The sequence below is a fragment of the Fodinibius sp. genome, assembly GCF_041642155.1.
In the GTDB taxonomy this organism is placed as follows: Bacteria; Bacteroidota; Rhodothermia; order Balneolales; family Balneolaceae; genus Fodinibius.
This window is the reverse complement of record NZ_JBEPWZ010000077.1, coordinates 1-11,495: the sequence shown is the minus strand read 5'-3', so window position 1 is coordinate 11,495 and position 11,495 is coordinate 1. Positions and strand designations below refer to the sequence as shown.

At 50.5% G+C, this 11,495-nt stretch carries 10 protein-coding genes; all 10 read left to right on the top strand.

The window, feature by feature from the left end; genetic code table 11:
• Positions 1-211: 211 nt before the first annotated feature.
• Positions 212-1,162, top strand: a complete 951-nt coding sequence (locus ACESLU_RS06640; RefSeq protein WP_372636877.1) for a threonine/serine dehydratase — start codon at positions 212-214, stop codon at positions 1,160-1,162.
• A 254-nt stretch (positions 1,163-1,416) separates the two neighbouring features.
• Positions 1,417-2,469 carry a hemolysin family protein gene (locus ACESLU_RS06635; protein ID WP_372636874.1) on the top strand — a complete coding sequence of 351 codons (1,053 nt, stop codon included), beginning with the start codon at positions 1,417-1,419 and terminating at the stop codon, positions 2,467-2,469.
• Positions 2,470-2,921: 452 nt separating this feature from the next.
• Positions 2,922-4,952 carry a methionine--tRNA ligase gene (gene metG / locus ACESLU_RS06630; RefSeq protein ID WP_372636872.1) on the top strand — a complete coding sequence of 677 codons (2,031 nt, stop codon included), beginning with the start codon at positions 2,922-2,924 and terminating at the stop codon, positions 4,950-4,952.
• A 103-nt stretch (positions 4,953-5,055) separates the two neighbouring features.
• Positions 5,056-6,411, top strand: coding sequence for a sodium-dependent transporter (locus ACESLU_RS06625; protein ID WP_372636869.1), 1,356 nt, complete (start codon positions 5,056-5,058; stop codon positions 6,409-6,411).
• 68 nt (positions 6,412-6,479) lie between these two features.
• Entirely contained in the window at positions 6,480-7,055 is a 576-nt protein-coding gene (efp, locus tag ACESLU_RS06620; protein WP_372636866.1) for an elongation factor P, read from the top strand.
• 8 nt (positions 7,056-7,063) lie between these two features.
• Complete coding sequence (gene accB, locus ACESLU_RS06615) at positions 7,064-7,552, top strand: acetyl-CoA carboxylase biotin carboxyl carrier protein (RefSeq protein WP_372636863.1); 489 nt, start codon at positions 7,064-7,066, stop codon at positions 7,550-7,552.
• Between the two features lie 14 nt (positions 7,553-7,566).
• Complete coding sequence (gene accC / locus ACESLU_RS06610) at positions 7,567-8,916, top strand: acetyl-CoA carboxylase biotin carboxylase subunit (RefSeq protein ID WP_372636861.1); 1,350 nt, start codon at positions 7,567-7,569, stop codon at positions 8,914-8,916.
• Between the two features lie 14 nt (positions 8,917-8,930).
• Positions 8,931-9,311, top strand: coding sequence for a glycine cleavage system protein GcvH (gcvH, locus tag ACESLU_RS06605; RefSeq protein ID WP_372636858.1), 381 nt, complete (start codon positions 8,931-8,933; stop codon positions 9,309-9,311).
• Between the two features lie 66 nt (positions 9,312-9,377).
• Complete coding sequence (gene guaA / locus ACESLU_RS06600) at positions 9,378-10,928, top strand: glutamine-hydrolyzing GMP synthase (RefSeq protein WP_372636856.1); 1,551 nt, start codon at positions 9,378-9,380, stop codon at positions 10,926-10,928.
• A 68-nt stretch (positions 10,929-10,996) separates the two neighbouring features.
• Positions 10,997-11,495 (top strand): tol-pal system YbgF family protein (locus ACESLU_RS06595; RefSeq protein ID WP_372636853.1); only part of this gene is annotated, 499 nt, incomplete at its 3' end.

Genomic DNA, 11,495 nt, shown 5'->3' with positions numbered 1-11,495 from the left:
GAAAATGAGTTTCGAGTATAAGCTGAAGCCGGGTCCGTGTCCCACTACCAACGCCCTGAAGATCATGCAGATGGAGGGACTGCCGACGTAGGAATTTGGAATTGGAAGTTAGGAATTGGGAATTGGAAGTTAGGTATTGGAAATTGGAAAATGAGTGCTCCGTTACATTCAGCTCTTACAGCAATATTCTCTTACGTCGGTATTTATTACTATGACATTATTCAAAGAAATTACAAGGGCGCGCGGGCGTCTCAAAAATGATCTTTTTTACACGCCCCTGCTCTATTCCCACTGGCTGAGCGATGCCTGTGAGGGCGATGTCTATCTAAAAATGGAAAGTGAACAGGTAACGGGCTCCTTCAAAGCCCGGGGTAGCCTGAACAAGCTGAAATGGATACAGGAACAGCAGCGGGAAGGGCTGCCGGTTACCGCTTCCACCGGAAATCACGGGCTGGGCTTCGCCCATGCCTGCGACCTGCTCGGCATACAGGGCAAAGTATTTTTACCGCACAACGCCGTACCCTCGAAGGTCGACGCCATAAAAGACTACGATGTGGAGATTGCTTTCCATGGGGACGACCCCTTTGCAACGGAGACGTACGTACGTCAAAAAGCCCGGGAAAACGGCTGGATCTACGTCTCTCCCTACAACGACCGCCAGGTGGTGGCGGGACAGGGAACCATCGGCGCAGAAATTCAGGAACAGCTTCCCGGTCCGGATAATATCCTGGCCACCGTGGGGGGAGGCGGACTCATTTCCGGTATTGGGACCTACATGCGGGAATGCGCACCGGGCACTTCCCTACTCGGCTGCCAGCCGGAAAACTCCCCCGAGATGAGCGTGAGCGTCCGCGCCGGCGAATACCGGGAAACAGCATCAAAAGAAACCCTCTCGGATGGCTCGGCCGGTGGATTCGAAGCCGATTCCTTTACCTTTGATCTGTGCAGGAAACTGGTGGATGACTTTATCCTGGTTTCTGAAGAGGAGATTGCAGAGGCCATCCGCTCTGTGATAAAATACCATCATAAAATAGTCGAAGGGTCTGCAGCAGTGGCCATTGCGAGTTTATTAAAAAGGAGATCGCAATTTAAAAACCAAACCACCGTGGTGGTTGTGTGCGGGGCCAATATCTCACTTGAAAAACTGCAGAAAATTCTCTGACATTTATTTCTCTCTTCCGGCCTTAGAAAAAGATCTTCCAAATATGTGGCCGGAACCCCGGCGCCTGAAAATCATTTCCGTGTGAGAATGCCGGAGGCATGGAACACTACACTCTCCCGGGATTATATAAAATACTGTAGCATCAACGTATTCCGATCGAATTATTATGATCTCATGTTGACAGAAATCACAGCAATTGCGTTACGAGCATTCACCCCGTTCGTTAATGTTATATATAAAACGCAACGTAACCTATGGAACTGTATATCCGACTAATCAGCGGAATTGTCCTCCTCCTTCTTAACGCGTTCTACGTAGCGGCAGAATTCGCCTTAACCCGCCTGCGCCAGTACGACCGGGAAGAACTCGAAGACCATGCCGGGCTCAACAGGGCCTGGGAAATGACCGAAACGCTGGAAATCTACCTCACCTCCTGCCAAATCGGTATTACGACAACCAGCATTCTGCTGGGCGTTATTGCCGAGCCTGCTGTTACCGAACTTATTGAATTGCTTATGCCCGCGGATAGTATCGGGACGATTTCCTCCCATACCATTTCCATTGTATTATCAATTACGCTCATAAACCTTGTTCACACCATCTGGGGTGAGCAAGCACCGACCTACCTGGGCGTGGAACGGGCTAAAACGGTTGCCAAGTATGCTGCCTTCCCGCTCTACTGGTGGACCTATGCCATTTATCCGATCCTGCTCTTCGGAGACCGCATTACCAAGGCTACCCTCCGCCTGTTCGGCATTGAGATAGGCCGTTCATGGCTTAACGAGCATAGCGCGTCCGGTTCCGGTGATATCCGCTCTCAGATGGTCGACCTGCTTAAAACCAAGGGCGTTTCGGGGGACCGTCGCAAAGAGGTCCTCAATGCCCTGGATATCGATCATATACCGGTCAAAGAGATCATGATTCCCCGGCAGGATATTGTTAGCTTGAGTACGGATAAAACCATCCGGGAAAATATCGACATTGTCAGCCGTCATATGCATGCCCGCTACCCACTGGTTGGCACCAGCATTGACGATGTTAAGGGCATCCTTTATACGCCCCAGATTACCGCCAATATGGAACAGCTTTTACAGGGAGAAAAAGAGCTGGATGATTTTGACTGGCCCCGAATGATCGTGCCCCAGGATTTACCGGTCAGCAAGCTCATTGACCGGTTCCAAGCCGAGCGTCAGGAGCTCGCCCTGGTAAAAGAAGATGGCCGTATTGCAGGACTCGTTACCCTCACCGATGCCCTTGAAACCATTATAGGAAGTGCCGAAGACCCGCTGGATTTGCTCAATGAGTGAGAGGGCGCTCCCTTCCGGCCTTAAAAATATCGCTGGAACAAGTGACCGGAATCCCAGCGCCCAATAATCATTCCTGTTTGAGAAATGCCGCTGCGCGGCCCAGGCGAAGAATTCACATGCGGCGATTTTTTGGGTCCCGTTATTTTTGGTCGTTCAAAAAATGGAACACTACATCTTTGCTTTTCCTCATTGAAAAAAAGAACAGAATCATAGAAGCCTTTGAAAAACCAGTCCCGAAGCATCGGGAAAGGTCAAGACCCGAGGGAGGTTGGAATCGCAGCGTATAACGTACATGTGAGCATTTCAACCGACCGATAATGGCGACATCGGGCAAAAGAGCGGTTTTGCAAAGGCTGCTCATATTCAATCCCACTATATAAAACCATTTTTGTTATTTTAGGTCGGATACACTTATTTTCGACCATTCTTGTCAACCCTGAATATTATTAGCAATGTCTAAACGCACACTTGTCACTTCTGCCCTTCCCTATGCTAATGGACCTATACACCTGGGACACCTGGCCGGGGCCTATCTGCCGGCCGATCTCTATGTCCGCTATAAACGCCTGCGGGGCGAAGACATCCTCTATATCTGCGGATCCGATGAGCATGGCGTACCCATCACCATCGCGGCGGAGGATAAGGGTGTGAATCCCCAGGATATTGTAAACAAGTTTCATGAACGTAATAAAAAGGTGTTTGATGAAATCGGAATCTCATTTGATTATTATGGGCGAACAAGCTCCCCGGTCCACCACCAGACTTCGCAGCAGATTTTTACCAAGCTGTATGAAGACGGGGTTTTCATACAAAAAACCGAAGAACAGCTGTATGATCCCAAAGCAGAAATGTTTCTGCCCGACCGCTATGTAAAAGGCAGCTGTCCCCATTGCGGATATGAAGAGGCCTATGGCGATCAATGCGAAAGCTGTGGCGCATCCCTCTCTCCCACCGAACTCATCAATCCCAAAAGCGCCATCACAGGAGATACGCCCGAGACCAAAAAAACAAAGCACTGGTACCTGCCGCTGGGCGACTTCCAGGAGAGACTTGAAAACTGGATTGAAAGCCGGGAGAACTGGAAGCCGAATGTGGCAGGGCAAGTAAAAAGCTGGCTTGACGACGGACTGGCAGACCGGGCCGTCACGCGTGACCTGACCTGGGGCGTCCCTGTTCCCCTTGATAATACCGAGGGCAAAGTCCTCTATGTCTGGTTTGATGCCCCCATCGGTTATATTTCGGCCACCAAAGAGTGGGCCGAGCAGCAGGGCGATCCGGACCGGTGGAAAACCTATTGGCAGGATGAGGAAACAGACCTGATTCACTTTATCGGCAAGGATAATATTGTGTTCCACTGCATCATGTTTCCGGCCGTGCTGATGGCTTACGGAAAATACGTACTGCCCAAAAATGTGCCTGCCAACGAGTTTTTGAATCTGGAGGGAAAGAAACTGTCCACCTCCCGGGGCTGGGCGGTGTGGCTAGAAGAGTACCTGGAAGACTTCGAGGCCGACCTGCTCCGCTATGTGCTAGGGACCATCCTTCCCGAAACCAAGGATTCCGATTTCTCCTGGGAGGACTTTCAAAATAAAGTAAACAGCGAGCTGGCTGACATCCTGGGCAATTTCGTCTTCAGGACCACCTCCTTTACGCATAAATATTTTGATGGTGTCGTGCCCGAACTTAAAAATGCGTCGGACAGGGATCGTGAAACGCTTGCCCGGATTAAGGACCAGAAGAAGCGGATAGCCGCCGCCTATGAACAATTCAAGCTGCGCGAAGCCATTGCCGAAACCATGAAGCTGGCTCGCATCGGCAATAAGTACTTTACGGATATGGAACCATGGAAATCGCGCAGGGAAGACATCGAAAAATGCGGCAATACCCTCCATGTCTGTCTGCAGATTACAGCTGCGATGAGTCTGCTCTTCGACCCGATACTGCCCCACAAAATGGCGGTACTTAGAAAAGAACTGAATCTCACAGACGATGATATGAAATGGGATCGTATTGACGCGGCGATCCTGAAGAGCGGGAATCATATTGAAAAGGGTGAGATCCTGTTTACGAAGATCGAGGACGAGCAGGTGGAAGAGCAGCTTCAAAAACTGAAAAAACGCTCCCGGGAAGGTGCTCCCGAAGATCAGTACGAGCCGCTCAAAACAAATATGGAGTTTGACGACTTTATGAAAATAGATCTCCGGGCAGGGGAAATTGTGGAGGCTGCGGCCATTGAAAAAGCTGATAAACTGCTTAAATTGACGGTCAACCTCGGTTTTGAACAGCGAACCATTGTTTCGGGTATCGCCCATGACTTCTCTGCCGGTGATATTGTGGGACAAAAAGTATGTGTCGTGGCAAACCTGGCCCCCAAAAAACTGATGGGCGTGGAAAGCAACGGTATGATTCTGATGGCGGAAGAGGACGAGGGGTCCCTGAAGTTCGTAGAAACAGACGCAAAGCCGGGAAGTGTGATAACATGACACTGGAACACCTTGCTTAATTTTTCCCCGGCATATCAACGTACCGGGTACACAGAATGTAGTTTTAACCTGTATCTTTTAACATCAGAAAAGGAGTCTATTTTTGGCGACATCAACAACATCCCGGGGTAACTGGAATTCAAAATTGGGATTTATACTGGCGGCAGCCGGCTCGGCAGTCGGACTGGGGAATATATGGGGATTTCCGACTCAGGTAGCCTCTAACGGCGGGGCTGCATTCCTTTTTATCTATCTTCTGTGTGCTTTCGCCATCGGTTTTCCGGTTATGGTTGCTGAAATCACCATGGGCCGCAAAACGGGTCGCAACCCTGTCGGTGCGTTCAAGGTACTGGGGGACAATAAGCTGCTCTATTCAGCCATTGGAATGTGGGGACTTATCTGCGGGGTCATGATCCTCGCCTTCTACACGGTTATAGCGGGCTGGACCGTAAGCTATGTCTTTGAGGAAGTCTTCTTCTATCTCGGCATGACCGACTGGGCCGCCTGGATTTCCGATACGGGCAATGGCCCCATTAACGCCGTCTTTGCGACCTTGTTCATGGGAGCGACCATCTCCATCATCCTGGGGGGCGTAAGCGACGGGATTGAACGGGCTACAAAATTTATGATGCCCCTGCTGCTCATTATCCTGGTGGTGATGATCGGCTACGTTGTTTTGCAGCCGGGAGCCGGGGTGGGACTCGAGATATATCTTTTGCCCGATTTTTCGAAAGTAACCCCCGATCTCATTTTATCGGCTATGGGTCAGGCGTTCTTCTCGCTCTCGCTCGGCATGGGGGCCCTGATAACCTACGGCTCCTATTTGAGCAAAAAGGAAAATATCCCGGAAGCCGCTACATATGTTACGCTCATGGATGCGTTTATCGCCTTCCTGGCCGGCCTGCTGGTCATCCCCACGATGTATATGGCCCAGGCCCAGGGAGTACCTATTTTTGATGACAGCGGAAATCTGCTGGCAAGTGCGGCGCTTATATTCCAGGTATTGCCGGAACTGTTTCATGAAATGGGGGGACTATTGGGACTCATATTCGGAGGCACCTTTTTCTTTCTTCTCAGTATCGCAGCCCTGACCTCCACCATTTCTCTGCTGGAGGTCCCCGTCTCCTATGCCATCGATGAACACGATTTAAAGCGCAAAAGCGCTGCCACGTATATTGGCGGAGGCGTGCTGGCTATTTCACTGATCATCTCTTTTGACACTTCCCTGATCGATCATTTTGTTTTTATCTTTAATGAAATAGGGCTTCCTCTCGGCGGATTTCTTATCTGCCTGTTTCTCGGCTATTACTGGAAAACGGATAACGCCCTGGCTGAAATGCAGGAGGGCTATCCCACGGTTATGACGTCCTTTTTTGGCCGGGTATGGCCCCTGTTTGTCAAGGTTATTGCGCCCCTGGCTATACTCTACAACCTGCTGTCCGGTCTGGGTATAATTTAACGCTTGTTATCCTTCATCCGACATGGTATTTTTGTGCCACTAATTTTGAAGAATGATAACCTATACATATGGCAAAAGTTTCAACCTCTAATTTCCGAACGGGGATGGTCATTGATGTTGACAATGAACTCTACTCCATAGTCGACTACCAGCATGTTAAACCCGGTAAAGGGGGCGCCTTTATCCGAACCAAGCTCAAAGGCGTTGTCAACGAAAAAAATATTGAAAAAACCTTCCGCTCCGGTGAAGACGTTATAGAAGTTCGCGTCGAGCATCAGCCCTACCAGTTTCTCTATCTCGATGGAAACCTGTATTATTTTATGCACCAGGAGACCTATGAACAGGTTCCGGTGGAAGAGGAGCGCGTGGAAAAATCAGAATTTATGACCGAGGGCCAGGTTTGTACGCTCGTGGTCGATGTCGATAACGAGAAGATATTGTATGCTCACCCTCCCGACCATATCGTAGCTGAAGTAGCCGATACGCGTCCCGGCCTAAAGGGTGATACCGCCCAGGGAGGCAGCAAACCGGCCACCCTTGAATCCGGAGCCACCGTGCAGGTTCCCCTGTTCATCAACGAAGGGGAAAAAATAAAGGTCGATACCCGCACAGCCGAATATATCGAACGTGTAACATCAAATTAATTTCTACCATGGATTTAAAAGTAATTGAAAATCTTCTCGAACTCATTGCCAAAAGCGAAGTGAATGAAGTATCTATAGAGGAGGGAGATTTTAAAATCAAAGTAAAAAAGAAAGCGGATGTTGAACAGCCCTCCATGCCGGTACAATATCAGATGCCGGCACCGGCGCTGCAACAGCCGGCAGGTGGACAGCAACCGGCTCCGCAGCAGCCGGCGGCAGGGAAGAAGGAGGGCGGCGACGAGGAAGAATCCGATGAAACTTCAGGGGAGGTCGTTAAATCACCCATTGTGGGTACTTTTTACCGGTCCCCTTCTCCCGATGACGATCCCTTTGTCAAGGTCGGCGACCAGGTGGAAGAAGGCCAGACGATCTGCATCGTAGAAGCGATGAAAATTATGAATGAAATTGAATCTGATTATTCCGGTGAAATCAAAAAGATTCTCGTAGATGACGCAGAACCGGTAGAATACGATCAACCATTATTTATCATCGGATAAAACAGAGATAATTCATGTTTAATAAAATTCTTATCGCCAATCGCGGCGAAATCGCTCTTCGAATTATTCGCACGTGTAAAGAAATGGGCATCAAAACGGTAGCCGTCTACTCTACCGCCGATAACGACAGCCTCCACAAAAAGTTCGCTGACGAAGCCGTCTGTATCGGTCCCCCACCCAGCAAGGACAGCTACCTGAAGATCCCCAGCATTTTGGCCGCAGCAGAAATAACGAATGCCGAAGCCATACATCCGGGCTATGGATTTTTATCCGAAAAGGCTGAGTTCTCGCGTATCTGTGCCGAACACGACCTCAAGTTTATCGGTCCCTCCCCGGAGATGATTGACGCCATGGGCAATAAGTCCGTGGCCAAGGAAACCATGATTGACAGCGGCGTACCGGTCGTACCGGGCAGCGACGGGGTGGTCGATGATGTTGAGGAAGCCAGGCGTATTTGCAAAGAGATCGGCTATCCCGTAATTATCAAGGCCTCCTCGGGCGGCGGGGGACGCGGTATGCGGGTGGTCCACGAGGAGGAAAAACTGCAGCATGCGTTCGGTACGTGCAAGTCTGAGGCGAAAGGCGCTTTTGACGATCCTGCGGTATATATTGAAAAATTTGTACAGGATCCCCACCACGTAGAGATCCAGATTCTGGGCGACCAGCATGGCAATATCATCCACCTGGGCGAGCGCGACTGTTCCCTGCAGAGACGCCATCAAAAGATTTTAGAGGAATCCCCTTCTCCTCTCATGACGCCCGAACTGCGGGAAGAGATGGGCCAGGCGGCTATCGATGCAGCCCAGGCGGTAGATTACGAAGGAGCGGGTACGGTAGAATTTCTGGTCGACAAGGACAAGAAATTTTACTTCATGGAGATGAATACACGTATACAGGTCGAGCATCCGGTGACCGAAGAGATCACCAATTACGATCTGGTGGCTGAGCAGATTAAGGTGGCTGTGGGAGAAGAACTGGAACAAAAGGAATTAAAAATGCGCGGCCATGCTATCGAGTGCCGTATAAACGCGGAAGACCCCGCCCATAACTTCCGTCCCTCCGCCGGTACCATCGAGGTGTTTCATACGCCCGGGGGACACAGTGTTCGCATTGACACCCATGCTTATGCGGGATACAGAATCCCCCCCCACTACGACTCCATGATTGGAAAACTGATCGTCAGCGCCCCCACCCGCGAAGATGCCATTAAACGCATGCGGCGCTCGCTCGAAGAGTATATTATCGAGGGAGTCAAGACCACCATACCGTATCATCTGCAGCTGATGGATGATGAAAACTTCCTGAAAGGAGAGTTCAATACCCACTATCTTGAAAAATTTAACTTTAATCCCGACAGCAATTAGAAAACCACAGTATTATGAATCATCCCGAGGATCTGAAATATACGAAAGAACACGAGTGGATTCGCGACAACGGAGACGAGACGGCCACCATCGGCATCACGGACTTTGCCCAGAGTGAGCTGGGCGATATCGTTTTTGTAGAACTTGAACCGGAAGGAACCGAATTCGAAAAGGATGAGGTTTTTGGGACGGTCGAAGCGGTAAAGACCGTTTCAGAGCTTTTTGCGCCTGTTGACGGCGAAATACTTGAAATCAATGAAGCCCTGGAAGTGGAACCTGAGCTGGTCAACGATGATCCTTACGGGGATGGCTGGATGGTCAGGATTACCCTCCGCGACGCCTCCCAGCTCGACGAACTTATGTCGGCCGGCGAATATCAGGATATCGTTAGTTAACCTCATTCAATCCCATTAATTCAGGCATCCCCGCGGTGTCATTCTATATAGTTATATTTCTTTTGCATGCAACATCGACCTTCTGACTGGATCATTATACTCGACTACGGTTCCCAGTATACCCAGCTGATTGCGCGCCGTATTCGCGAGCTGAATATTTACTGTGAGATCCATCCCTTTAACAAAGAGCTCTCCGCTTTTGCAGATCAACCCCCGAAAGGCGTTATCATGTCTGGGGGGCCCAGCAGCGTTAATGACGAGGGAGCGCCGGGCTTGAATACCGGTATCTTCGAGTGGAACGTCCCGGTCCTGGGCATTTGCTACGGGCTGCAGATTTTAGCTCATAATAAAATACCCGGCTCCGTGGAACAGGCCGATCACCGCGAGTTCGGGCGCTCCGAGCTGATCGTCGATGACGCTTCCGACCTGTTTAGAAACATTCCCCAGGAGTCGGTTGTCTGGATGAGCCATGGCGATCATATCAAAAAAATGCCCCGGGAGTACGAGATCATAGCGCATACCGATAACGCCCGCGTGGCAGCCGTACGGCACACAGAGCAGCAGATATTCGGGGTTCAATTTCACCCGGAAGTCGTACATACCGTGTACGGGCAACAGATATTGGAGAATTTTGCCTACGGCATATGCCATCTGGAAGGCAGCTGGACCGCCCGGTCGTTTATTGAATCCACCGTCAAGGAGATCCGGGAAAAAGTGGGTGACCATCGCGTGCTATGCGGCCTCAGCGGTGGTGTAGACTCCACGGTGGTCGCTACGCTTGTCCACCAGGCCATTGGCGACCAGCTGCAGTGTATCTTTGTGGATAACGGGTTGCTGCGAAAGAACGAGTTCCGGGATGTGCTGGATATCTACGAAGAAGAGCTGAATCTTCCGGTCAGGGGAATTGACGCCGCCGATCGCTTTTTGGCGGAGCTCAAGGGGGTGATCGATCCCGAACAAAAAAGAAAAATTATCGGGAATATTTTTATCGATGTTTTTGATGATGCTATTGCAGGCGATAACGATTTTAAATTCCTGGCCCAGGGTACGCTCTATCCGGATGTCATTGAAAGCATCTCGTTCAAAGGTCCCTCTGCCACCATTAAATCGCACCATAATGTGGGGGGACTCCCCGAAGAGATGAACCTCGCACTGATAGAGCCGGTCAGGGAGCTGTTCAAGGATGAAGTACGGAACGTAGGGCGCGAACTGGGGATTCCGGATCATTTTATCAAGCGGCACCCGTTTCCGGGTCCCGGACTGGGCATCCGTATCCTTTCAGATGTTACAAAGGATAAACTCGCTCTGCTGCGTGAGGTCGACGATATTTTTATCAGCGAACTACGAAAGAAGGATCTCTATGATGACGTATGGCAGGCGCTGGCGGTATTGCTCCCGGTACAAAGCGTGGGCGTCATGGGCGACGAGCGCACCTACGAATTTACAGCCGGCCTCAGGGCCGTAACCAGCGTAGATGGCATGACCGCCGACTGGGCCCATCTGCCTCACCCCTTTTTAGCGCACGTTTCCAACCGTATCATCAATGAAGTCCGCGGTATCAACCGGGTCGTATATGATGTCAGCTCCAAGCCGCCTTCAACAATTGAATGGGAATAAGGAATAAGGCAGAACAAAATACGTTACCTACGGTTAAAGCTATTTCGCAATCTTCAACCAGAGACCTTATGAAAGTGCATTTCCGCTATATTTTCCGCCCCTTATTATTGGTTGCAGCGGCTTTTCTCCTGCTTGCGGGACCGGCTTCCTTTTCCACCGCCCAGGGTCAGTCGCTTGAGGAGGGTATCAAGCTATACCAGGAGGGAGAATACGCCAGGGCCGCCGCCCTGTTTGATCAGGTACATTCCGACCGGGGACTTCTTTTTGCCGGAAAATCCTATTTCGGGATGAAGGATTACGCAACGGCCAGGAGCCGCCTGCTCAATATCAGAGAGGGAAATAACCCACAGATTTCAACCGAGGCGAACTATACGCTGAGCCTCCTCCACTTCAAACAAAAAGATTTTGGCGAGGCGCTCATCCGGCTGGCGCCGCTGACCAGCCAACAGCTCAGCCCGGAGATTGCCGCTGAAAGTGCCAAACTCTATGATGGCCTTCTTAAGTACCTTACATTTGATCAGCGGAATACGATAATGGACGCGGTCGAAAGTGACTCCGTCAGATATG

Coding starts and splice junctions, on each gene's coding strand:
- ACESLU_RS06635 (WP_372636874.1), top strand. CDS start 1,417: ATGGAACTGTATATCCGACTAATCAGCGGAATTGTCCTCCTCCTTCTT.
- accB (WP_372636863.1), top strand. CDS start 7,064: ATGGATTTAAAAGTAATTGAAAATCTTCTCGAACTCATTGCCAAAAGC.
- metG (WP_372636872.1), top strand. CDS start 2,922: ATGTCTAAACGCACACTTGTCACTTCTGCCCTTCCCTATGCTAATGGA.
- guaA (WP_372636856.1), top strand. CDS start 9,378: ATGCAACATCGACCTTCTGACTGGATCATTATACTCGACTACGGTTCC.
- accC (WP_372636861.1), top strand. CDS start 7,567: ATGTTTAATAAAATTCTTATCGCCAATCGCGGCGAAATCGCTCTTCGA.
- efp (WP_372636866.1), top strand. CDS start 6,480: ATGGCAAAAGTTTCAACCTCTAATTTCCGAACGGGGATGGTCATTGAT.
- gcvH (WP_372636858.1), top strand. CDS start 8,931: ATGAATCATCCCGAGGATCTGAAATATACGAAAGAACACGAGTGGATT.
- ACESLU_RS06640 (WP_372636877.1), top strand. CDS start 212: ATGACATTATTCAAAGAAATTACAAGGGCGCGCGGGCGTCTCAAAAAT.